Below are 22410 nucleotides of genomic sequence, written 5' to 3'. Positions count from 1 at the left end.
TCCCCAATCAGACGCGCTTGCTAATGGCCATGATCTCCGACGCGCCAGCCTTGCAACAATCCTCGGAACCCGCCGAAAGCGCTACCGCGCCCTCGCGCGCCGCGCGCTATGCGCGGCCGATGCTGGGGCTCCTGTTGCCGCTCGCGCTCGCGCTCGGCTGGGAGCTGGTGGTCTGGTTCGGCTGGTCCAACGGCCGGCTGGTGCCGCCGCCCTCGCGCGTCTTCGCCACCATTGCTGAGCTTGCCCGTTCTGGCGAGCTGGTCCGCCACATCGTAGCGACGCTGTGGCGCGTCTCGCTCGGCTTCGCCTTCGGCGTGGTCGCAGGCACGGTGCTCGGCGCCATCTCCGGCTATTGGTCGCTGGCGCGCCGGCTGCTCGATCCGACCGTGCAGGCCCTGCGCGCGATCCCGTCGCTGGCCTGGGTGCCGCTGTTCATTCTCTGGCTCGGCATCTTCGAGACCTCGAAGATCGCGCTGATCGCAGTCGGGGTGTTCTTTCCGGTCTATCTCGGCGTGATGGGCGCGATCCTCTCGGTGGATCGCAAGATCGTCGAGGTCGGCCGGACCTTCCGCCTCTCGGGCTTCGCCATGATCCGCCGCATCCTGCTGCCGGCGGTGCTGCCGGCCTATGTGGTTTCCCTGCGCGTCGGTCTCGGCCTCGGCTGGATGTTCGTGGTCGCGGCCGAGCTGATCGGCGCCTCCGAAGGCCTCGGCTATCTCCTGCTCGACGGCCAGCAGCTCGGCAAGCCCGCGCAGATCCTGGCCGCCATCGTGATCTTCGCCATCCTCGGCAAGCTCACGGACTGGTTGATCGAGGTCGCGGCCGCGCCTTTCCTGCGCTGGCAGGATGCCTTCGGGCGCGCGAAGGGAGCTTGAGGCAATGCTGGCGCTCGACCGGGTCAGCAAGACCTATCCCAACGGCGTACAGGCGCTTTCGCGCTTCTCCGCCGAAATCAGGCTGGGCGAGATCATCGCCATCATCGGCGGCTCCGGCTGTGGCAAGTCCACGCTGCTGCGCGCCATCGCCGGGCTCGATCGCGCCAGCGCTGGCACGGTGACGCTCGACCATGAGGCGATCGTCTCGCCGCATGCCAAGATCGGCATCATCTTCCAGGAGCCGCGGCTGCTGCCCTGGCTCAGCGTCGCCGACAATATCGGCTTCGGCCTTGCCGATCTGTCCGCGGCCGAGCGCCGCGAGAAGGTCGCGCGTGCGCTCGAACGCGTCGGGCTGGCGGAAAAGGCGCAGGCCTGGCCGCGCGAGCTCTCCGGCGGACAGGCGCAGCGGGTTGCGATCGCACGCGCGCTGGTGCCGCAGCCGGAGGTGCTGTTGCTGGACGAGCCGTTCTCCGCGCTCGATGCCTTCACCCGCAGGGATCTCCAGGATCATCTGCTCGACCTCTGGGCGGACACGCGGCCGACCCTCATCCTCGTCACACACGACGTCGACGAGGCCGTGGTGCTGGCCGACCGCGTGCTGGTGATGCGGCCGCGGCCGGGCCGGTTGTTCGACCAGATCGAGATCAATCTCGGACGGCCGCGCGACCGCAATTCGCCGTTGTTCGAGAATTTCAAGCGAAGTGTGCTGACGTCACTCGACCGTTCGCTTGACCGCAACGTACCCGACCGTGACGCAACCCAGGGTCCCGGTCAGGCCATGTGGTGGTGACAATTTCGCTCTGAACCGGTACATCGAGGGGCAATTTTCCGGGAGAGAACGAAAATGGACGCTGCAGAGCTGCGCCAGATGCAGGCTCCGATCAAGGAGCGCTACAAGACCGATCCCAAGACCGCACTGATCACGCTGAAGGCCAAGGGCTCCACCGACAGCGAAGGCATCGCTTGCAAGGTCGAGACCGGCCGCGCCATCGCGCTTGCCGGCCTGCATCCGGCGACCGGCGGTTCCGGCCTCGAGCTTTGCTCCGGGGACATGTTGCTTGAGGCGCTCGTCGCCTGTGCCGGGGTCACGTTGAAGTCGGTCGCGACTGCGATCGAGGTGCCGCTCAAGACCGGCAACGTCTATGCCGAGGGCGATCTCGATTTCCGCGGCACGCTCGGCGTCGACAAGGAGACACCGGTCGGCTTCGCCGAGATCCGTCTGCGCTTCGAGGTCGACACATCGGCGCCGCAGGACAAGCTCGATCTCCTGCTCAAGCTGACCGAGCGCTATTGCGTGGTCTATCAGACCATCAAGAACGGCCCGAAGGTGTCGGTGTCGATGCAGCGGATGTGAGTCTCTTACCCTCCCCTGGAGGGGGAGGGTCGATCGCGCATAGCGCGAGCGGGGTGGGGTGATCTCTCCACTCGGGCACCGTCGCCGTTGAGAGACTGTCACCCCACCCCGTCTCATATTTCGCTGCGCTCAATATGAGCCGACCCTCCCCCTCCAGGGGAGGGTAAGAAGCCAAAAATGTCCCCCGATCTCCACTTCTTCCTCTTCCTTCTCCTGCGCATGGCGATCGCGGCGGCGTTCGTCGTGACGGCCTCGATCATCACCGAGCACGCGGGTCCGGTGATCGGCGCGCTGGTCGCGACCCTGCCGATTTCGGCCGGTCCCTCCTACGTCTTCCTCGCGCTCGACCACGATGCCGCTTTCATCGCGCAGGGCTCGCTGGCGAGCCTGCCGATCAATGCGGCGACGATCTTCATGTGCGTCATTTATGTCGTGCTGGCGCAGCGGCACAGTCTCGCGGTGAGTTGTGGAAGTGCGGTCGCCGTCTGGATCGTGCTGGCCTCGATCATCCGCCAGTTCGACTGGTCGCTCACCGCGGGGCTGGCCGCCAATCTGATCGCCTTCGGCATCTGCATTCCGCTCCTGGCGGGCTATCGCCATGTGAAGATGCCGCTGGTCACGCGTCGCTGGTACGACGTGCCGATGCGGGCTGCACTGGTCGCGACTCTGGTCGCCATCGTGGTCTCGACCTCGGGCTGGGTAGGCCCCCGCATCAGCGGCATCATCGCGCTGTATCCCGTGGTGTTCTCCAGCATCATGGTGATCCTGCATCCGCGCATCGGCGGCCCGCCGACCGCAGCCGTGCTCGCCAACTCCGCCTGGGGCCTGCTCGGATTCGGCACGGCGATTGCCGTCCTGCACGTTGCAGTGGTGTCATTCGGCTCGGCCGTCGGTTTGTGTCTCGCGCTCGGCACCTGCATCGCCTGGAATCTGACGCTGTGGGGAATCGGCCGGCATAGGATGCACAAGGCGCGGCAAGGGCCGTGAGACTACGGACACGCGCGACATCGCGTCGCGAAAGGACATGTCGGAGACCGCATCTCATGCCGACAGGCAACGCTGCATCTTCCCAAGCCATTGAATGAGAAATGTCATTTCAAGTCGCAGGGGGCGCGGATGGCGGCTCTCGACGCCCGCCGGATCGTTCCCGGCCCTGCTGGTTTCCGACATTTCTATTAGAACTTTGTTCGAGCTTTTCCCGTACGAAGTATCGCGTATTTCGAGATGGAGATTGTTTGATGTTCGGTCGCAGGTCCCACAGCGATGCACAAGGGCGGCTCGACGCCATAGGCCGTTCGCAGGCTATGATCGAATTCAATCTCGATGGCTCGATCATCACGGCCAACCAGAATTTTCTCGACGCCCTCGGCTATCGGCTTGACGAGATTCAGGGCAAGCATCACTCCATGTTCGTGCCGGGCGACCAGCGCGATACCGCCGAGTACAAGGCGTTCTGGGCTGCATTGAACCGTGGCGAGTATCAAGCGCGCGAGTTCAAGCGGATCGCGAAGGGTGGCCGCGAGGTCTGGATCGAAGCATCCTACAATCCGGTGCTCGACGGCAACGGCAAGACGGTGATGGTCGCCAAGATCGCGACCGATATCACGGCGAAGAAGATCCGGAGCATGACGGATGCGTCGAAGATCGCCGCGATCAGCCGTGCCCAGGCCGTCATCGAATTCAAGCTCGACGGCACCATCGTCACCGCCAACGAGAATTTCTGCAAGACGCTCGGCTATTCGCTGGCCGAGATCGAGGGCAAGCATCACAGCCTGTTCATGCCGCAGGCCGACCGCGACGGCGCGGCCTATCGCGAGTTCTGGGCTGCGCTCAACCGGGGTGAATACCAGGCCGGCGAGTTCAAGCGCATCGGCAAGGGCGGCCGCGAAGTGTGGATTCTCGCCTCCTACAACCCGCTGCTCGACGAGAACGGCAAACCTTACGGCGTCGTCAAGTTCGCAACCGACGTCACCGCGGAGAAGCTGAAGAACGCCGATCTCGCCGGTCAGATATCGGCGATCGACAAGGCCCAGGCCGTGATCGAATTCAACATGGACGGCACGATCATCGCCGCCAACGCCAACTTCCTCGGCGCACTCGGCTACTCGCTGGCCGAGATCAAGGGCAAGCACCACAGCATGTTCGTCGAGCCCGCGGAGCGCGACGGCGCCGCCTATCGCGAGTTCTGGGCCGCGCTCAACCGCGGTCAGTACCAGGCGGCCGAATACAAGCGCATCGGCAAGGGCGGCAAGGAGGTCTACATCCAGGCCTCCTATAACCCGATCCTCGATCTCAACGGCAAGCCGTTCAAGGTCGTGAAATACGCCACCGACACCACGCGGCAAGTGCTGGTCCGCATGGGCAACGAGCGCGTGCGCGGCATGATGGAATCGGTCGCCGCCGGTTCGGAGGAGCTGAACGCTTCGGTGCGGGAGATCTCCGAGGCGATGACCAAGTCCCGCGAGACCGCGATGAGCGCGGTGGAGCAGGTCGCCTCAGCGGACGCTCAGGCCCAGCGCCTCACCGAGGCGGCGCAGTCGATGAGCGGCATCGTCGAGATGATCAACAGCATCACCGGCCAGATCAACCTCCTGGCGCTGAACGCCACGATCGAATCCGCACGGGCCGGCGAAGCCGGCCGCGGCTTTGCGGTGGTCGCCTCCGAAGTGAAGAGTCTCGCCAATCAGGCCAAGCAGGCCACCGACAAGATCGGCCAGGAGATCGGCAGCCTCAACGGCATCTCCGGCGACGTCGTCAGCGCGCTCGGCTCGATCAAGCAGGCGATCAACAATGTCAGCGAATACGTGACATCGACCGCCGCTGCCGTCGAGGAGCAGAGCACGGTGACGAACGAGATGTCGACCAGCATGCAGCGCGCGGCGGCGGAAGCGGCAGCGATCGCGGCGAGGGCGTAGCCAGGCGCACAGTCATTCCGGGGCGCCTCGAAGAGGCGAACCCGGAATCTCGAGATTCCGGGTCTGGTCCTTCGGACCATTCCGGAATGACGGTCTGATCTATGCCTTCGGCAGCTTGGCCTTCAGCGCATACAACGCATCGAGCGCCTCGCGTGGCGACATCTCGTCGGGGTGCAGCGCCTTCACGGCGTCCATCAGCAATTCGGCTTCGCTCGGCGGAGCAGCTTCCGCTGCCGCGCGTGAGGGCACGGCGAATAACGGAAGATCGTCCACCAGCGCCCGTGCGGTCTGGCCGCGGTCCTGCGCCTCCAGCTTGGAGAGCACCGACTTCGCGCGCGTGATCACGGCCGGCGGCAGGCCGGCGAGCTTGGCGACCTGGATGCCGTAGGAACGATCGGCCGAGCCCGGCAGCACCTCGTGCAGGAACACGACGTTGCCCTGCCATTCCTTCACCCGCACCGTGGCGTTGAACATCCGCGGCAGCTTGGCCGAGAGCGCGGTCAGCTCGTGATAATGCGTGGCGAATAGCGTGCGGCAGCGATTGCTTTCGTGCAGATGCTCGATCGCAGCCCAGGCGATCGAGAGACCGTCGAAGGTCGCGGTGCCGCGGCCGATCTCGTCGAGGATCACGAGTGAGCGCTCGCCGGCCTGGTTCAGGATCGCAGCCGTCTCGACCATCTCGACCATGAAGGTGGAGCGGCCGCGGGCGAGATCGTCGGCGGCGCCGACGCGCGAGAACAGGCGGTCGATGATGCCAATTCGCGCGCGCGTGGCCGGCACGAAGCTGCCGATCTGCGCCAGCAGCGCAATCAGTGCGTTCTGACGCAGGAAGGTCGATTTACCGGCCATGTTGGGACCGGTGAGCAGCCAGAGCTGGCCGGACTTTTGCGCAGGACTTGGCGAGAGGTCGCAGGCATTGGCGATGAACGGCTCGCCATTGCGCTTCAGGGCCTGCTCCACCACGGGATGGCGGCCGGCCTCGATTGCGAAGCCGAGCGAGTCGTCCACGTCCGGCCGCACATAATTGTCGTCGACTGCGAGCTTGGCCAGCGAGGTCGCGACGTCGAGCAAGGCGAAGGCGTGGGCGGCGGCGCGCAGATCGTCGCTGATCGCCATGGCCTTGGCTGACAGCCGCTCGAAAATCTCGAGTTCGAGCCCGAGGGCGCGGTCGCCGGCATTGGCGATCTTGGCTTCGATCTCCCCCAGCTCGGAAGTGGTGAAGCGCACCTGGCCCGCCAGCGTCTGGCGATGGATGAAGGTCGCGTTCAGCGGCGCCGACATCAGTTTGTCGCCGTGCTGCGCGGTGACCTCGACGAAATAGCCGAGCACGTTGTTGTGCCGGATCTTCAGGCCTTTCACGGATGTCGTGTCGGCATAGCGCGCCTGCATCGAGGCGACGACGAGACGCGAGGCATCGCGCAGGTTTCGGGCTTCATCGAGCGCGGGCTCATAGCCCTGTCGAACGAAGCCGCCATCGCGCTTGATCAGCGGCAGCTGCTCGTCGAGCGCGCTGGCGAATTCGGCCGCGAGCTCGCGCGAGGGCCTCTGCAACGCCGCCATCACCACCGCGATCTCCTGCGGCGGCTGATCTAGCTCGGAAAGCCGCGCCAGCACCTGGTCGGCGGCGACGATGCCGTCGCGGATGCCTGCGAGGTCGCGCGGGCCGCCGCGGCCGACCGAGAGACGCGCCAGCGCGCGCGACATGTCGGGCGCGCCGCGCAGGATGCTGTGGATGTCTTCGCGCGCGGCGGAATCGGCGACGAAGGTACTGACCGCATCGAGCCGGCGCGCGATCCCCGGCGCATCCGTCAGCGGCGCGGCCAAACGTTGAGCCAGCAGACGCGAGCCCGCCGAGGTCACCGTGCAGTCGATCGCATCGAGCAGCGAGCCGCGACGTTCGCCTGCGAGCGTCCGGGTCAGCTCGAGATTGGCGCGTGTGGCCGGATCGATCGCCATGGTTGCGCCCGAGGCTTCGCGCGCGGGCGGCGACAGCGGCGGATGCTTGCCGACCTGGGTGCGGTCGACATAGGTGACGGCTGCCGCTGCTGCGGTGGCCTCCAGCCGCGTCAGCTGCGCCAGCCCGTCCATGGTCGCGACGGCGAAATAATCGCACAGCCGCTTCTCGGCGGTGGCGCCATCGAAGACGTCGCGCGTCAGCGGCGTCACGGCCGGCAGCTCGCGCAAGGTCTGTCCGAGCTCGCTGTCGTTGTAGAGCGCGTCGGTGACGATGGCCTCGTTCGGGTTGATGCGCGCCAGCGTTGCGGCAAGCTCGCCGCCCGAACATTCCGTGACCATGAACTCGGCGGTCGAGATGTCGATCCAGGCGAGGCCGAAGCGGTCGCCGCCGGCAGAGGAGCGGGCGCGCGCGATCGCGAGCAGATAATTGTTGGCGCGCGCATCCAGCAGATTGTCCTCGGTCAGCGTGCCCGGCGTCACCAGCCGGACCACGCCGCGGCGGACCACGCTCTTGTTGCCGCGCGCCTTGGCTGCAGCGGGATCTTCGGTCTGCTCGCAGACCGCGACCCGATGCCCAGCCGAGATCAGGCGGTGCAGATAGTCCTCGGAGCGCTCGACCGGCACGCCGCACATCGGGATGTCGGCGCCTTGATGCTTGCCGCGCTTGGTCAAGACGATGCCGAGCGTCCTGGAGGCGATCTCGGCGTCCTCGAAGAACAATTCGTAGAAATCGCCCATCCGGTAGAACAGCAGCAGGCCCTGGTGCGCCGCCTTGATCTCCAGGTACTGTTCCATCATCGGCGTGACGCGCGCGATGGCTTCCGCTGGCGAGGCGGGCGCTTCGTCGGGAGGAGGTACGGGTATCGGCTGTTGCATGGTCATGGGCGGCGCAACCTACAAAATTTCGCCTCCTGCTCCTATCGCTTTGGCCGGGAAGGGGAGGTTTTCCACGTTGTCCGCATTGCGGCATGCGTGGCCGGCGTGTGGCCCCCTCGGAACACGCGTGTATCGGTCGATTGACCTGCTGCGGGCGCCCTCCTAAAACTCCGCCGTCATTGAAGAATTTGGGCCGAACCGCGGCATTCAGGGAGAACAACGATGCGTGATGTCTTTATCTGCGATGCCGTGCGGACCCCGATCGGCCGTTTCGGCGGCTCACTCGCCAAGGTGCGTGCCGACGATCTTGCCGCAGCCCCGATCAAGGCACTGATGGCCAAGCACCCCAACCTCGACTGGGCGCAAGTGGACGAAGTCTTCTTCGGCTGTGCCAACCAGGCCGGCGAGGACAACCGCAACGTCGCACGCATGGCGCTCCTGCTCGCAGGTCTGCCGGACTCGGTTCCCGGCCAGACGCTCAACCGGCTCTGCGCCTCCGGCCTGGATGCGGTCGGTGCGGCCGGCCGCGCCATCCGCTCCGGCGAGATCGAGCTCGCCATTGCCGGCGGTGTCGAATCCATGACGCGCGCGCCGTTCGTGATGGGCAAGGCGCAGGAGGCCTTCTCGCGCTCGGCCGAGATTTTCGACACCACCATCGGCTGGCGCTTCATCAATCCGCTACTGAAGGCGCAGTACGGCGTCGACGCCATGCCGGAGACCGGCGAGAACGTTGCCGAGGAATTTCAGGTCTCGCGCGCCGACCAGGACGCCTTCGCCATCCGCTCGCAGCAGCGCGCAGGCGCCGCGATCGCGGCCGGCTATTTTGCGGAAGAAATCATCCCGATCACCATTCCCGGCGGCAAGGCGGGTCCTGTAACCGTCGACAAGGACGAGCATCCGCGTCCCGAGACCACGCTCGAAGGTTTGGCAAAACTGAAGCCGATCGTACGCAATCCCGGCACGGTGACCGCCGGCAATGCTTCCGGCGTCAATGACGGCGCCGCCGCGATGATCCTGGCGTCGGAAGCTGCGGTGAAGAAGCATGGCCTGACGCCGCGCGCGCGCATCCTCGGCCTTGCCTCGGCCGGCGTGCCGCCGCGCATCATGGGCATCGGTCCCGTGCCCGCGACCCGCAAGCTGATGGAACGGCTCGGCAAGAAGATCAGCGATTTCGACCTGATCGAGCTCAACGAGGCCTTCGCCTCGCAAGGCATCGCCTGCATGCGCCAGCTCGGCGTCGCCGACGATGCGGATTTCGTCAATCCGCATGGCGGCGCCATCGCGCTCGGCCATCCCCTCGGCATGAGCGGCGCGCGCCTCGCGCTCACCGCCGTCCACGGCATGGAGAAGCGCGGCGGCAAGCTCGCGCTCGCCACCATGTGCGTCGGCGTCGGCCAGGGCGTCGCGGTCGCGATCGAGAAGCTGAACTGACGGTCCACGCAGTGGACCGTCATCCCGGAGCTGCTCGTTAGAGCGGAATCCGGGATCTCGAGGTTCCGGGTTCAGCCCTGTCGGGCTGCCCCGGAATGACGGGCGACCGGGAGGCGGGCATGATCATCGAGCGCGAGCAGGACGTCACGGCCGCAGCACTGGCGGTGATGGAGCGGACTTCCGATCCGCGCATGCGCCAGATCATGATCTCCCTGGTCAAGCATTTGCACGGCTTCGTGCGCGACGTCCGCCTGACCGAGAAGGAGTTTCGCGATGCCACCGCTGTCATCGCCGAGCTCGGCAAGCTGACCACCGACACGCACAACGAAGTGGTGCTGATGGCGGGCTCGCTCGGCGTCTCGCCGCTGGTGTGCCTGCTCAACAACGGCGATCAGGGCAATACCGAAACCGATCAGTCGCTGCTCGGGCCGTTCTGGCGGTTGAACTCGCCGCGGGTCGAGAATGGCGGATCGATCGTCCGCTCCGAGACCCCGGGCGCGCCGCTGTTCGTGAATGGCCGCGTCGTGGACAAGGAGGGTCGTCCGGTCGTCGGCGCCGAGGTCGATGTCTGGCACGCCTCTCCTGTCGGCCTCTACGAGAACCAGGATCCTGACCAGGCCGACATGAACCTGCGTGGCAAGTTCACGACCGACCAGGATGGGCGCTTCTCCTTCCGTTCGGTGATGATGGTGGGCTATCCCATTCCGACGGGCGGCGTGGTCGGCCGCCTGCTGGAGGCGCAGAGCCGCCATCCCTATCGCCCCGCGCATTTGCATGCCCTGATCTTCAAGCCGGGCTTCAAGGTCCTGATCTCGCAGGTCTACGATCCCAACGATCCCCATATCGACAGCGACGTGCAGTTCGGCGTGACGCAGGCGCTGATCGGCAAGTTCCTGCGTCATGACGCGCCACATCCGACCGAACGCGATGTTGCGACGCCCTGGTATTCGCTCGACCATGTCTACCGACTCGAAGTCGGGGAAGCCGTACTGCCGCGTCCGCCGATCAAATAGGGCTCAAACCCGCTTCCCCCAATTAGTTATATCCTATAATGATTGGCGGAAGCGTTGTCCGGCCGGACCACAATGGCCGGGGAGGAGTTCGCCCATGACATTCATCTATCCCACTGACAGCAATAAGGCGCATCCGCTGCCGCTGTCGCCCGACTACAAGAGCTCGATCAAGCGCGCGCCGAACAAGCCCTTGATCCCGATGCGGCACACCCTGTCGGAGCTGACCGGTCCGGTCTACGGCCACGAAACCGTGCGGGAGGGCGATGCCGACCTCACCACCCAGCATACCGGCGAGCCGATCGGCGAACGCATCATCGTGCACGGCCATGTGCGCGACGAGAATGGCCGCGGCGTGCCGAATTCATTGGTCGAGATCTGGCAGGCCAATTCCTGCGGTCGCTATGTCCATGTCCGCGACCAGCATCCGGCGCCGCTCGATCCGAACTTCACCGGTGCCGGCCGTACCGTGAGCGATGCCGCCGGCTACTATCGTTTCGTCACCATCAAGCCCGGCGCCTATCCCTGGGGCAATCACCACAATGCCTGGCGTCCGGCACACATCCATCTGTCGGTGTTCGGCCATTCCTTCGTCACGCGCCTCGTGACGCAGATGTATTTTCCGAACGATCCGCTGTTCCCGTTCGATCCGATCTTCAACTCGGTGCCGGACGAGAAGGCGCGAGCGCGGATGGTCTCCTCGTTCGATCTCGAGAACACCCAGCCCGAATGGGCGCTGTGCTACCGCTTTGACGTCGTGCTGCGCGGCAAGAACGCCACCCCCATGGAGAATCACTAAGTGCAGGATTCTGTGACGCCCGACGGGATCACCCCATCGCAGACGGTCGGCCCGTTCTTCAAATACGGCCTGACGCCGAACGGCGAATACGCCTGGAACGACGCGTTCACCAACTCGACGCTCACGCCCGACGTCACCGGCGAGCGCATCCGCATCGAGGGGCGTGTGTTCGACGGTGACGGTGTTGCCGTGCCAGATTGCATGCTGGAGATCTGGCAGGCGGACGCGCAGGGTCGCTTTGCCGACCCGCAGGACAAGCGTGCGCTGCCGAATGCGAGCTTCCGCGGCTTTGCCCGTTGCGGCACCGACAAGGACGGCAATTACGCGTTCGAGACCATCAAGCCGGGCACGGTGCCGGATCCCGATGGCAAGCCACAGGCGCCGCACATCCTCCTTGCGGTGTTCGGCCGCGGCATGCTGCGGCATCTCTACACCCGGATCTATTTCGGCGACGAGGCCGGCAACGCCGCCGACCCCGTGCTGGCGCTGGTGCCCACCGAGCGCCGCGCCACGCTGACTGCGGTGCGCGAAGCCGGCAAGCCGGCCTACCGGCTCGACCTGCGGCTCCAGGGCGACAACGAGACGGTGTTCTTCGACGTGTGAGACAATCCGTGCCGGGGAGGCTTGGTCGCCGGCACGCATGTCTCATCTGGCGCATCGAAGCCGAGGCTGCCTCCGGCCGAAACGATTCTCCCGCATGTGTGTGCGTCAGCCTCGCTGACTCAAATACCGACGACTTGACGTCAAATTCCCGTAGTTAGACGGGGTTCGCGCGATACAATTTCGGCGCGAAGCAATCCCGTATTTACCGTATTCGTCTAGGGTGGCTGCAGTTTTGACACCGCCCTGGATTGTTTTCATGAAATTTCGTCTGTCGTTGTCATCTGCGATCATTGCGTTCGGCATCGTTCTCGCCATCGGTTTTGCCACCGTGGTTTCGACCAGCCTCTACGCCTTGAAAGAGCTCAAGGTCGGCGGTCCGCTCTACTCCGACATCAAGCTCGGCAACGACCTCATCGCGGACATTCTGCCGCCGCCGGAATATGTCATCGAGGCCTATCTCGAGGCGACCCTGGCCATGCGCGAGCCGGACCAGCTGGCGGCCCACGGCGAACGTCTGGCCCAGCTCCGCAAGGACTACGACGAGCGCAAGGCGTTCTGGGTCACCTCCAGCCTCTCGGCCGACCTGAAAACGGCGCTGGTGTCCAAGTCCGACGCCGAGGTGCAGAAGTTCTGGAAGGCGTCCGACCAGCTCCTGCCGGCCCTCAAGGCCAAGGACGCCGCTGCGTCCGAGCGCATCTATGCGCAGGTGAAGGACGCCTACACCGCGCATCGCGCCGTGATCGACAGCATCGTCGAGAACGCCAACAAGCAGAATGCCGCCATGGAAAAGCTGGCCGCGGACCGCGACAGCTCGATGCTTTATATCCTCCTCGGCGTCTCCGCCGCTGTCCTGGCTCTCGTTGCCGCGGGCCTGCTCGGCGTCGCCCTCGGCGTGGTGCGCCCGATCGTGCGCATGACGGGCACGATGCAGAAGCTTGCGACCGGCGATCTCGCCGCCGACATTCCTTTCGCTGACCGTAAGGACGAGGTCGGCTCGATGGCGGGGGCGCTTGTGGTATTCAAGCAGGCGGCGGTCGAGAATTCCCGCCTGCGCGAGGAGCAGTTGCGGCAGGAGCACGAGGCGGCGCTCGCCAAGCGCTCCGCCCTGCACCAGATGGCCGAAACCGTCGAGCGCGAGACCGGCCGGTCGGTCGACACCGCCGGCGCAGCGACGCAAGGCGTGGAGCGGGCGGCGTCCAGCCTGTCGGAGATCGCGAGGTCGCTCTCCGCGCAATCGCAGGCGGTCGCGGCGGCCTCCACCCAGGCCCTGAGCAGTTCGCAGACCGTCTCGGCCGCGGCCGAAGAACTGAGCGCCTCGATCCGCGAGATCGCGAGCCAGGTCGTGCGGACCAGCACCGTCACAAAATCGGCTGTCGCCGGCCGCGAGCAGGCGCGTTCGACCATCCAGGCACTGGCCGGATCGGTGAAGAAGATCGCCGAGGTCTCCGACCTCATCGGCGGCATCGCCGGCCAGACCAACCTCCTGGCGCTCAACGCCACGATCGAGGCCGCACGTGCCGGCGAGGCCGGCCGCGGCTTCGCCGTGGTCGCCGCCGAAGTGAAGTCCCTGTCCGACCAGACCGCCAAATCCACCGAGGAGATCACGCGGCTGATCACCGAGATTCAGGCCTCGACGCAGGCCGCGGTCGATGCCGTCGAGACGATGGGAGGGCACATCGTCGAGATCGACGGCGTGGCGACCTCGGTTGCCGCCGCGATGGAAGAGCAGGACGCCGCGACGCGGGAGATCACGCGGTCGATTTCCGAATCGGCTTCAGCGGCGAAGGAGGTCTCGGCCAAGATCGGCAATGTCAGCCGCGACGCCGCTTCCGTGGACGAGCGCGCCGCCGAGGTCAGGCAGGCGATCGCCGGCATGGCGGCCAATCTCGAACAGCTTCGGTCGGTCGTGGTGCGGACCGTGCGCGCCTCGACCGAGGCGGCTTGAGCGCGGCATCGGACCGGCGGCTGGTGCGTGGGGTCATGATCGTGCAGTATGGCGCGGGACAGGGGCATCGTGAATTTCATGACACCTCCACAACTGCCTGATGTCGTTGAGCCCGCCCGACTGACGGCGGCACTGCGCAGAGGCGGCGTGCTGGACGCCGGCGCGGTCCGCGAGGTGAAGGTGCTGCATCAGCGCGACACCGTCGTGTCACACATCGTCCGCCTCGGTCTGCGCTATGTCGGCGAATCCGGCGGCGCGCCGCAGACACTGATCCTGAAGACCGCGAATTCCGACTTCGCCGAGAAGCTTGCCAATGGCGGCCGGCACGAGGTCGAATACTACACGCGACTGACGCCAAGCATGCCGCAGGGCTTGGTGCCCCGCTGCTTCGACGGACATTTCGACGAGGGCAACGTCACCTGGCATCTCCTGCTCGAGGACCTCACAGACAGCCACGACATCGCGGCGGCCTGGCCGCTGCCGCCGTCGCGTGAACAGACGATCGCTATCGTCACTTCGCTCGCACACTGGCATGCGGCCTGGTGGGACCACCCGAGCCTCGGCGACACCGTCGGCACCTGGGCGAGCCCTGAGGACAGTGCGGAGCGCATGGAGACCTTCGCGGGCCATTACGACCGCTTTGCCGATTCTCTCGGTGGTCGCCTCAGCGAGGAGCGGCGTACCCTCTATCGCCGCCTCATCGATCAGTCGGACCGGCTGTCCCAGCGTTACCACTCACGCCGTCACCTCAGCATCACCCACGGCGATGCCCATGTCTGGAATTTCCTGCTGCCGCGCGCCGGCGTTGCCGATACCGTGCGCATCTTCGATTTCGACCTGTGGAGCATCAACGTTCCAGCCCACGACCTCGCCTACATGATGGCAATGCATTGGTATCCGGAACGTCGGCAGGCGCTCGAACGCTCGCTGCTCAATCTCTACCATGACACGTTGATCGAAAGCGGCATCACCGGCTACACGCGCGGTGCGCTCGATCGCGACTACCGGTGGGCGGTGCTCTGGCAGATCACGAGGCCGGTCTGGCAGTGGAGCATCAACATCCCGCCGGTGATCTGGTGGAACAATCTGGAGCGGGTGTTTGCGGCTGTGGATGATCTGGGCTGCGAGGAGTTGTTGTAGGGGCGCGCCGCAAATCAGTGTCGTCCCTGCGAACGCAGGGGCCCATAACCACAGGGAGTAGTTTGGCGCGAGACTGGCAATTCCGAGTCTTCGCCAAACTACTCCCTGGGGTTATGGATCCCGGATCTTGTCCCGGACGACAGCGGAGGTTGCGGCTGGACTAACTCCTTACGCCACACCGTTACTCCATCACCGCATGCTCCGGTCCCGCCGCCTGCTTGCGCAGCGTGGCCTTGGTCGAGCCGATCAGCAAGGCGAGCGGGATGGTGCAGAGGATGAAGAACATCACCAGCTGATAGTCGTAGGCGAAGGCGATGATCTGCGCCTGCACGCTGACCATCCTGTCGGCCATGGCGCGGCCGGCGTCGGTAGACAGGTTGATCAGGCCCCTGACGTCGGGCATCTGCAGTGCATGGTTGAACGGGTTGATGTGCTCGGAGAGGATCGCGTAGGTTCGCCGCGTTCCCTGCGTCAGCTGGGCGATGACGACGGAAATGCCGACCGAGCTCGCGACGTTGCGCATCAGGGTCAGCATCGCGGTGCCGTCAGTACGGAGATCGTTCGATAGCGTCAGGAACGCCACGGTCGAGAGCGGCACGAAGACCAGGCCGAAGCCGAAGCCTTGGATGACGCTGACGGTGACGATCTCCGGCACCTGGGTCAAATCGGTCCAGCCGGTCATCTGGAACAGCGAGGCCGCGGTCAGCGTCAGGCCGGCGATGATCAGCGTGCGCGCCTCGAAATAACGCATCATGCGGCCGACCAGCATCATGGCGAAGAAGGTGCCGAAGCCGCGGCTCGCCAGCAAGAGGCCGGCGGTGATGATGGGATAGCCGATCACGTTCTGCATATAGGGTGAGGCCAGCGCCATGGTCGAGAACAGCACGAGCCCCATCACGATCATGAACACGCAGCCGGTGACGAAGTTGCGGTCCCGAAACAGCGCGAAGCGGATGAACGGCGTCGAGGTCGTGAAGGAGTGCGCGAGGAAGAAGTAGAAGGCGACGGCCGAGACGATGAACTCCGCGAGGATCTCATTGGATTCCAGCCAGCCCAATTGCTCGCCACGGTCGAGGGCGAGCTGAAGCGAGCCGATCGCGACCGCCAGCGCAGCGAAGCCGAACCAGTCGAATTTGAGGCTGAGATTCTTATCCGTCTCGTCCATGAAGACGATCAGCCCGAGCACGGTGATGAAGCCGAACGGCAGGTTGACGAAGAACACCCAGTGCCAGGAATAGGTCTCGGTCAGCCAGGCCCCCAGCGAGGGCCCCATGATCGGGCCCATCATCACGCCCATGCCCCAGATCGACATCGCCTTGGCGCGCTCCTGGAGCGTGTAATAGTCGAGCATCACCGATTGCGACAGCGGCACCAGGGCCGCGCCGAACACGCCCTGCAGCAGGCGGAACAGCACCATCTGGTTGATGTCCTGGGCGAGGCCGCACAGCACCGAGGCCATCGTGAAGCCGGCCGAGCAGATGATGAAGATGCGCTTTCGGCCGAAGCGGTTGGCGATCCAGCCGACCGGCGCCGTCATGATCGCGGCGGCGACGATGTAGGAGGTCAGCACCCAGTTGATCTGGTCCTGCGAGGCCGACAGCGTGCCCTGCATGTAGGGCAGGGCGACGTTGGCGATGGTGGTGTCCAGCGCCTGCATGATGGTCGCGGTCATGGCGCAGATCGTCACCATGTTCCGGCGCAGGCCGGGGACCATCAGGCTGGCATTGGGACCGGACATCAGATCAGTCCTTGCGTTCAGTCTTTGTCCTGGCTCGCTGTCGCCGACAGGCCAAGCAGGCCGGCGAGCGAGCGCTGATGACCGGTGTCGATGGTGGCGTAGACGCTCATGCCAGCCTTCAGCTTCCGCACATATTTGTCGGTCTCGTCGAAATAGATGCGGATCGGCACGCGCTGCACCACCTTGACGAAATTGCCGGTGGCATTCTGCGGCGGCAGGATCGCGAATTGCGCACCGGTACCGGGGGAGAGCGAGCCGATCTTGCCCTTGAAGACGTGGTTCGGGAACGCGTCGACCTCCAGCGTGACGGGCTGTCCTTCGGTGACGTGGGTGAGGTCGCTCTCCTTCGGATTGGCGTCGACCCAGGGGTGGGCGACGTCGATGATGGAAAACACCGGCGTGCCGGCGGCGACATAGCGGCCGAGCTGGATCTGCTCGACCTGCGTCGCCACGCCGTCCATCGGCGCGCGCAGCACGGTGTGATCGAGGTTGCGCTGGGCATCGTCCAGCTTGGCCTTCGCCTGTGCGTAAGGCGGGAATTGCTCCAGCGGCAATTCGGGGTCGCCGAGCAGCTGCGTCCTGGCGTTGGAGAGCTGTTGCTTGATGTACTGCGCCTGCGCGCCGGCGGTGACCAGCGCATTCGAGGCATTGTCGAGATCGAGCTGCGAGCCGTAATTGTTCTTCACCAGCGCCTGCTTGCGCTCGACGTCGCGCTGCTTCAAATCGATGCCTTGCTGGGCGAGGCCCAGCATGTCGCCATAGATCTTGATGTTGGCGACGAGGTTGTCGTAGGTCGTGCGGGCCTGCGCGAGCTGCGCCTTGGCTTCGTCCACCGCGTGGCGAAACGGAGCGGGGTCGATCTCGAACAGCTCGTCGCCCTGCTTGACGGACTGGCCTTCCTTCACGACGACCTTCTGGATCTTGCCGGAGATGTCGGGCGTCACCAGCACCTTCTGCGCGCCGACATAGGCGTCGTCGGTGCCGACATAGCGGCCGCCATGCAGGTAGAAAGTGATGCCGCCGATGGCGGCGGTGACAGGCAGCACGACCAGGAGCAGGAAGCGGCGGTAACGCCGCAGGCCCGCGACCAAGCGACGGCGTGGATCGGTGCCGGCTTTCTTGGTGGGCTTGCCGCTGTCGGTCTTCTGCTCGGGCTGGAACTTGAGGACTTGGTCAGCCATAGCGCTGCTCCTTACGCGCCTGTTCCGCGCCGCTGGTCTGGATCGCGGTACGCACGTTTTCCTTGATGGTTTCGAGCTGGGCCAGGAGGCGATGGGCGTCCGCCGGCGTGATGCCGTCGAGCGCGTTGGCCGTGAGCTCGGACTTCAGCCCGCTCATCCGGCCCAGCAATTGCCGGCCGGCCTTCCTCAGATACAGGCGCTTGACGCGGCGGTCCGAAGCGTCGCTGCGGCGCTCGATCCAGTCATTGTCGCAGAGCTTGTCGATCAGGCGGGTCAGCGTGATCGGCTGCATCTCGAGCAGCTCCGCGAGTTCCGACTGCTTCATGCCCTCGCTGCGCTCGACCTTGGCCAGCACCGCCCATTGCGCCCGGGTGATGCCGAACCGCGATGCCTCCTTGTCGGCATAGACGCGCAAGAGGCGGTAGAGCTCACCGAGCGTGAACAGGAAGTTCTGGTCGACGGACCCGCGGGTCATAAGTTTGGTCTCCAATAAGCTTGGGATATAATAAGCAAGCTTATGATTATTCCATGGCGGATTATCAAGATGCTGTCCCGCAGCGCGAGCATGGCTGGCAGCCGTTCGCAGCGTCGCGCTTTGGGTTCCCGGGCCCAAATGCTAGAACGTGGCCGCATGACCCTCGCAAAGCCGGCATTTCCCGCGCCCGACCACGATCACGGCCGCTGCACCGCGGATGCGCTGGCGCACGCCGAGGAGGTCTGCAAGCAGCGCGCACAGAAATTCACGCCGATACGCCGTCAGGTGCTGGGGGCCCTGCTCTCCAGCCATCGCCCGCTTGGCGCCTATGAGGTGATCGACGAGCTTGCCAAATCGATGTCGCGGCCGGCGCCGATCACGGTCTATCGCGCGCTCGATTTCCTGATGGCCAACGGCCTCGTGCACCGCATCGAAAGTCGCAATGCCTACCTTGCCTGTGCCGCCCACGACCACGACGCGACCTCGGCGGTGGCGTTCCTGATCTGCGAGCGCTGCGGCCTGGTCGGAGAGATCCCGTCGGCATCATTCGCCGGGGATCTCAATGCTGCGGCGCGCAGCTCGGGCTTTGCGCCTAAATTGTCCGTGGTGGAGATCACGGGCGTCTGCACCCATTGTCAGAAAGCTGCATAGAGCAACAACGGCGCAAAGCCGGTAATCGGGAAGAGATGTCCTCGCCACAAGCCAACTATTCCGCCGCACGTCCCCTCAGTGCCGGCGCCATCGCCTTGATGCTCATGCTGTGCCTGACCTGGGGGTTCAACCAGATCGCGGTGAAGCTGGTGCTGCCGGACATTCCGCCGATGCTGCAGGCCACGATCCGGTCGGCGGGTGCGCTGCCCGTGCTGTTCCTCATCGGCACGTTTCGCGGCGTCAAATTCTTCGAGAATGACGGCACGTGGAAGCCGGGCCTGATTGCCGGGCTGATGTTCGGCATCGAATTCGTGCTGATCTTCCAGGGGCTGCGCCTCACCTCGGCCTCGCGCGCGGTGGTGTTCCTCTACACCGCGCCGTTCTTCGTTGCGCTCGGCTCCTATCAGGTGCTCGGCGAGCGGCTCGGTGCCTCGCAATGGCTGGGCCTTGCCATCAGCTTTGCCGGCGTCGCCCTCGCGATTGGCGTGCCGCAGCCCAATGTCGATTCGCATGTCCTGCTCGGCGACCTCATGATCGTCGGTGGCGCCGCGCTGTGGGCGGCCACCACGCTGGTAGCCAAGGGCACAAGGTTGCGGTTCGCCGCGCCCGAGAAGGCGCTGGGTTATCAGGTGGCGATCTCGATCCCGATCCTGGGACTGGCGGCCTGGTTGTTCGGCGAGACCATCACGCATACGCCGGCGCCGCTGTCGCTCGGCCTGATGGCCTTCCAGGCGATCTGGGTGGTTGGAACCACGTTCACGCTTTGGTTCGCGCTGGTGAAGGCCTATTCGGCCAGCAAATTGTCGGCTTTTACCTTCATCACCCCTTTGTTTGGCGTCGTCGGTAGCTATTTCATCATGCACGACACCCTAAGCTTGGCGTTCGGGGCGGCCGCCGTCCTTGTAATTGCTGGGCTTTTTCTGGTTAACCGTCCCAGCCAAGTCGCTGCGGCGCCGCGCGATGCATTGCTGAACGTCACCAAAACCTGATATTTGGACCCCATGAACAAGCCCGAAACCACCATCGATTCCGACATCGCGGGGCCAGCGCCGCGCCATCACACCACCCAGGTCAAGGTCGGCGACGTCGCCGTCGGCGGCGGTGCGCCGATCGTCGTGCAGTCGATGACCAACACCGATACCGCCGACATCGACGGTACCATTGCCCAGGTCGCAGCGCTCGCGCGCGCCGGCTCCGAAATGGTCCGCATCACCGTGGACCGGGAGGAAGCCGCGGCCGCCGTTCCGCACATTCGCGACGGCCTCGCCAAGCGCGGTATCACCACGCCGTTGATTGGCGACTTCCACTATATCGGCCACAAGCTGCTGGCGGCCTATCCGGCCTGCGCCGAAGCGCTCGCCAAGTACCGCATCAATCCCGGCAATGTCGGCTTCAAGGACAAGCGCGACACCCAGTTCGCCGACATCATCGAGATCGCCAACAAGAACAACAAGCCGGTCCGCATCGGCGCCAATTGGGGCTCGCTCGACCAGGAACTGCTGACCAAGCTGATGGACGAGAACACCGCCTCGTCCGACCCGCGCGATGCGCGCGCGGTGATGCGCGAAGCCATGGTGCAGTCGGCGCTGCTGTCGGCGGCGCGCGCCGAAGAGCTCGGCATGCCCAAGAACCGCATCATCCTCTCCGCAAAGGTCTCGGCGGTGCAGGATCTGATCGCGGTCTACGAGGTTCTCGCCAGCCGTTCCGATTACGCCATCCATCTCGGCCTCACCGAGGCCGGCATGGGCACCAAGGGCATCGTTGCCTCCTCCGCCGCGCTCGGCATCCTGCTTCAGCAGGGCATCGGCGATACCATCCGCATCTCGCTGACGCCGGAGCCCGGTGGCGACCGCACCCGCGAGGTGCAGGTCGGCCAGGAGCTCTTGCAGACGATGGGCTTCCGCACCTTCGTGCCGCTGGTCGCGGCCTGTCCCGGTTGCGGCCGCACCACCTCGACCACGTTCCAGGAGCTGGCAAGCTCGATCCAGGAGTTCATCCGCGACGAGATGCCGACGTGGAAGACGAAATTTCCCGGCGTCGAGGAGCTCAACGTCGCGGTGATGGGCTGCATCGTCAACGGCCCCGGCGAATCCAAGCACGCCAATATCGGCATCTCGCTGCCGGGCACCGGCGAAGCGCCGGCCGCGCCGGTTTTCGTCGACGGCAAGAAGTTCCGCACGCTGCGCGGCCCGACCATCTCCGCCGACTTCAAGGCGCTGGTGATCGACTATATCGAGCAGCGTTACGGCCAGGGCGCCAAGGTGCCGGTGACCGCGGCGGAGTGATTTCACTCCGCTCGCGCGCCACGCGCTTCCGTCGTCCCGGACAAGCGCGCCTCAAGCGCGCGCCGATCCGGGACCCATAACCACAGGACTGTGTGGTTATGACGGGCTGTCACTCCGAGTCTTCGCCAAACCAGATCCTGTGGTTATGGGTCCCGGGTTCGCGCTACGCGCGCCCCGGGACGACAGCTGTGGTTGCAGCGCAGATTGCGTATCTGTCGTTGCGCGCTACGATAGCTCCCAATCAACAATGATCGGGAGCAACGCCCATGAGCTCACTCGCCGGCAAGCAGGGCCCGCGCTATCGCCACGCGGCCGAGGACGGCGCGCCCTACGAGACCATCGCGGTCGAGAAGCTCACGCCCATCATCGGCGCGGAAATATCGGGCGTCGACATCGGAAGGCTCGTCTCCGACGACGCGCGCTCAAATCAGCAGATGGACGAGATCCATCGCGCGCTCGCCGAAAACCTCGTCATCTTCTTTCGCGACCAGCAAATCACGCCGCAGCAGCATCTCGCCTTCGGCCGCAAGTTCGGCGAGCTGCATTTCCATCCCGCCGCGCCGCATGAGGACGAAGACCCGGCGCTGATGAAGATCTACGCCGACAAGAACTCGCCGCGCGCCAACGGCGAGGGCTGGCACTCCGACGTGTCCTGCGATCTCGAGCCGCCGATGGGCTCGATCCTCTACATCAAGCAGTGCCCGCCGCGCGGCGGCGACACGCTGTTCGCCAACATGTACGCCGCCTATGAGGCGCTGTCCGACCGCATGAAGACCTATCTCGATGGGCTCACCGCGCTGCATGACGGCGAGCCGATCTATCGCGGGCTCTATGCGAACTATGGGGTTGCCGACCGTCCGTCCTATCCGAGCGCCGAGCATCCCGTTGTGCGGACGCATCCCGTCACGGCCAAGAAGGCGCTCTACGTCAACCGCGGCTTCACCCGCCACATCAACGGTATCCCGCGCGACGAGAGCGACGCGATGCTCGCCTATCTCTACCAGCACGCCGAAAACCCGTTGTTCCAGTGCCGCTTCCGCTGGACCGAGAACGCCATCGCGTTCTGGGACAACCGCTGCACCCAGCACCGCGCGATGTGGGACTACTGGCCGCATACACGCTCGGGGACGCGGGTGACCGTGAAGGGCGAGCGGCCGGTTTAGGAAGACGGTGCGG

General features: G+C 65.2%; 19 protein-coding genes. 15 read left to right on the top strand and 4 right to left on the bottom strand.

All coding sequences use genetic code 11. The features are described 5' to 3' along the window. The first annotated feature begins 29 nt into the window (after positions 1–29). From GA0061098_RS28565 to GA0061098_RS28545, 5 genes are all read left to right on the top strand, one after another. On the top strand, positions 30–875 hold the full coding sequence (locus GA0061098_RS28565) for an ABC transporter permease (RefSeq protein WP_091964586.1): 846 nt from the start codon (positions 30–32) through the stop codon (positions 873–875). 4 nt (positions 876–879) lie between these two features. Beyond that, positions 880–1665, top strand: a complete 786-nt coding sequence (locus GA0061098_RS28560) for an ABC transporter ATP-binding protein (RefSeq protein ID WP_091964521.1) — start codon at positions 880–882, stop codon at positions 1663–1665. Positions 1666–1719: 54 nt separating this feature from the next. Then, a complete protein-coding gene (locus tag GA0061098_RS28555) occupies positions 1720–2229 on the top strand; it encodes an OsmC family protein (RefSeq protein WP_028139616.1) in 510 nt (169 codons plus the stop codon). 177 nt (positions 2230–2406) lie between these two features. Continuing rightward, positions 2407–3216 (top strand): hypothetical protein, encoded by an 810-nt coding sequence (locus GA0061098_RS28550; RefSeq protein ID WP_091964518.1) that lies wholly within the window; start codon positions 2407–2409, stop codon positions 3214–3216. Positions 3217–3467: 251 nt separating this feature from the next. Further along, positions 3468–5144, top strand: a complete 1677-nt coding sequence (locus tag GA0061098_RS28545; RefSeq protein ID WP_091964515.1) for a methyl-accepting chemotaxis protein — start codon at positions 3468–3470, stop codon at positions 5142–5144. A 99-nt stretch (positions 5145–5243) separates the two neighbouring features. Here the strand turns inward: GA0061098_RS28545 and mutS are convergent, their stop codons facing one another. Then, a complete protein-coding gene (gene mutS, locus GA0061098_RS28540) occupies positions 5244–7982 on the bottom strand; it encodes a DNA mismatch repair protein MutS (protein WP_091964512.1) in 2739 nt (912 codons plus the stop codon). A gap of 216 nt (positions 7983–8198) precedes the next feature. On the opposite strand from mutS, the gene pcaF reads away from it, so the two are divergent. The 6 genes from pcaF (at position 8199) to GA0061098_RS28510 (ending at position 14904) form a co-directional block, all read left to right on the top strand. After that, positions 8199–9407 (top strand): 3-oxoadipyl-CoA thiolase, encoded by a 1209-nt coding sequence (gene pcaF, locus GA0061098_RS28535; RefSeq protein WP_091964510.1) that lies wholly within the window; start codon positions 8199–8201, stop codon positions 9405–9407. A gap of 119 nt (positions 9408–9526) precedes the next feature. Next, positions 9527–10420, top strand: a complete 894-nt coding sequence (locus GA0061098_RS28530; protein ID WP_165637663.1) for a dioxygenase family protein — start codon at positions 9527–9529, stop codon at positions 10418–10420. A 94-nt stretch (positions 10421–10514) separates the two neighbouring features. After that, positions 10515–11216 carry a protocatechuate 3,4-dioxygenase subunit beta gene (pcaH, locus tag GA0061098_RS28525; protein WP_091964501.1) on the top strand — a complete coding sequence of 234 codons (702 nt, stop codon included), beginning with the start codon at positions 10515–10517 and terminating at the stop codon, positions 11214–11216. Further along, positions 11217–11819, top strand: a complete 603-nt coding sequence (pcaG, locus tag GA0061098_RS28520) for a protocatechuate 3,4-dioxygenase subunit alpha (RefSeq protein WP_091964498.1) — start codon at positions 11217–11219, stop codon at positions 11817–11819. Between the two features lie 256 nt (positions 11820–12075). Then, positions 12076–13764, top strand: coding sequence for a methyl-accepting chemotaxis protein (locus GA0061098_RS28515; RefSeq protein WP_091964495.1), 1689 nt, complete (start codon positions 12076–12078; stop codon positions 13762–13764). A 48-nt stretch (positions 13765–13812) separates the two neighbouring features. Further along, positions 13813–14904, top strand: coding sequence for a phosphotransferase (locus tag GA0061098_RS28510; protein WP_091964492.1), 1092 nt, complete (start codon positions 13813–13815; stop codon positions 14902–14904). Positions 14905–15085: 181 nt separating this feature from the next. Here GA0061098_RS28510 and GA0061098_RS28505 read toward each other — a convergent pair whose 3' ends face one another. Genes GA0061098_RS28505 through GA0061098_RS28495 form a run of 3 tightly spaced genes read right to left on the bottom strand, consistent with a single transcriptional unit; the run spans position 15086 to position 18298 of the window. Beyond that, on the bottom strand, positions 15086–16642 hold the full coding sequence (locus GA0061098_RS28505; RefSeq protein ID WP_091964489.1) for an MDR family MFS transporter: 1557 nt from the start codon (positions 16640–16642) through the stop codon (positions 15086–15088). Between the two features lie 17 nt (positions 16643–16659). Beyond that, on the bottom strand, positions 16660–17823 hold the full coding sequence (locus GA0061098_RS28500) for an HlyD family secretion protein (protein ID WP_091964486.1): 1164 nt from the start codon (positions 17821–17823) through the stop codon (positions 16660–16662). Continuing rightward, positions 17816–18298: a MarR family winged helix-turn-helix transcriptional regulator gene (locus GA0061098_RS28495; RefSeq protein WP_091964483.1), complete on the bottom strand. Its 483-nt coding sequence runs from the start codon at positions 18296–18298 to the stop codon at positions 17816–17818. Before GA0061098_RS28495 ends, GA0061098_RS28500 begins: the two co-directional genes overlap by 8 nt. Positions 18299–18454: 156 nt before the next feature. Between GA0061098_RS28495 and GA0061098_RS28490 the strand changes: the two genes are divergently transcribed. The 4 genes from GA0061098_RS28490 to GA0061098_RS28475 all read left to right on the top strand — a co-directional run bounded on the left by GA0061098_RS28490 (position 18455) and on the right by GA0061098_RS28475 (position 22397). Continuing rightward, positions 18455–18949, top strand: a complete 495-nt coding sequence (locus GA0061098_RS28490) for a Fur family transcriptional regulator (RefSeq protein ID WP_018316739.1) — start codon at positions 18455–18457, stop codon at positions 18947–18949. Positions 18950–18984: 35 nt separating this feature from the next. Then, positions 18985–19938, top strand: a complete 954-nt coding sequence (locus GA0061098_RS28485) for a DMT family transporter (RefSeq protein ID WP_091964480.1) — start codon at positions 18985–18987, stop codon at positions 19936–19938. 12 nt (positions 19939–19950) lie between these two features. Then, positions 19951–21234 carry a flavodoxin-dependent (E)-4-hydroxy-3-methylbut-2-enyl-diphosphate synthase gene (gene ispG / locus GA0061098_RS28480; protein ID WP_091964477.1) on the top strand — a complete coding sequence of 428 codons (1284 nt, stop codon included), beginning with the start codon at positions 19951–19953 and terminating at the stop codon, positions 21232–21234. A gap of 266 nt (positions 21235–21500) precedes the next feature. Further along, positions 21501–22397, top strand: a complete 897-nt coding sequence (locus GA0061098_RS28475; RefSeq protein WP_091964474.1) for a TauD/TfdA dioxygenase family protein — start codon at positions 21501–21503, stop codon at positions 22395–22397. Positions 22398–22410: the final 13 nt, after the last annotated feature.

The organism is Bradyrhizobium shewense, from assembly GCF_900094605.1.
Taxonomy (GTDB): domain Bacteria; phylum Pseudomonadota; class Alphaproteobacteria; order Rhizobiales; family Xanthobacteraceae; genus Bradyrhizobium; species Bradyrhizobium shewense.
The sequence above is the reverse complement of the archived record's forward strand: the minus strand, read 5'-3'. Positions and strand labels throughout refer to the sequence as shown.

Coding starts and splice junctions, on each gene's coding strand:
- GA0061098_RS28565 (WP_091964586.1), top strand. CDS start 30: ATGATCTCCGACGCGCCAGCCTTGCAACAATCCTCGGAACCCGCCGAA.
- GA0061098_RS28560 (WP_091964521.1), top strand. CDS start 880: ATGCTGGCGCTCGACCGGGTCAGCAAGACCTATCCCAACGGCGTACAG.
- GA0061098_RS28555 (WP_028139616.1), top strand. CDS start 1,720: ATGGACGCTGCAGAGCTGCGCCAGATGCAGGCTCCGATCAAGGAGCGC.
- GA0061098_RS28550 (WP_091964518.1), top strand. CDS start 2,407: ATGTCCCCCGATCTCCACTTCTTCCTCTTCCTTCTCCTGCGCATGGCG.
- GA0061098_RS28545 (WP_091964515.1), top strand. CDS start 3,468: ATGTTCGGTCGCAGGTCCCACAGCGATGCACAAGGGCGGCTCGACGCC.
- mutS (WP_091964512.1), bottom strand. CDS start 7,982: ATGACCATGCAACAGCCGATACCCGTACCTCCTCCCGACGAAGCGCCC.
- pcaF (WP_091964510.1), top strand. CDS start 8,199: ATGCGTGATGTCTTTATCTGCGATGCCGTGCGGACCCCGATCGGCCGT.
- GA0061098_RS28530 (WP_165637663.1), top strand. CDS start 9,527: ATGATCATCGAGCGCGAGCAGGACGTCACGGCCGCAGCACTGGCGGTG.
- pcaH (WP_091964501.1), top strand. CDS start 10,515: ATGACATTCATCTATCCCACTGACAGCAATAAGGCGCATCCGCTGCCG.
- GA0061098_RS28515 (WP_091964495.1), top strand. CDS start 12,076: ATGAAATTTCGTCTGTCGTTGTCATCTGCGATCATTGCGTTCGGCATC.
- GA0061098_RS28510 (WP_091964492.1), top strand. CDS start 13,813: ATGGCGCGGGACAGGGGCATCGTGAATTTCATGACACCTCCACAACTG.
- GA0061098_RS28505 (WP_091964489.1), bottom strand. CDS start 16,642: ATGTCCGGTCCCAATGCCAGCCTGATGGTCCCCGGCCTGCGCCGGAAC.
- GA0061098_RS28500 (WP_091964486.1), bottom strand. CDS start 17,823: ATGGCTGACCAAGTCCTCAAGTTCCAGCCCGAGCAGAAGACCGACAGC.
- GA0061098_RS28495 (WP_091964483.1), bottom strand. CDS start 18,298: ATGACCCGCGGGTCCGTCGACCAGAACTTCCTGTTCACGCTCGGTGAG.
- GA0061098_RS28490 (WP_018316739.1), top strand. CDS start 18,455: ATGACCCTCGCAAAGCCGGCATTTCCCGCGCCCGACCACGATCACGGC.
- GA0061098_RS28485 (WP_091964480.1), top strand. CDS start 18,985: ATGTCCTCGCCACAAGCCAACTATTCCGCCGCACGTCCCCTCAGTGCC.
- ispG (WP_091964477.1), top strand. CDS start 19,951: ATGAACAAGCCCGAAACCACCATCGATTCCGACATCGCGGGGCCAGCG.
- GA0061098_RS28475 (WP_091964474.1), top strand. CDS start 21,501: ATGAGCTCACTCGCCGGCAAGCAGGGCCCGCGCTATCGCCACGCGGCC.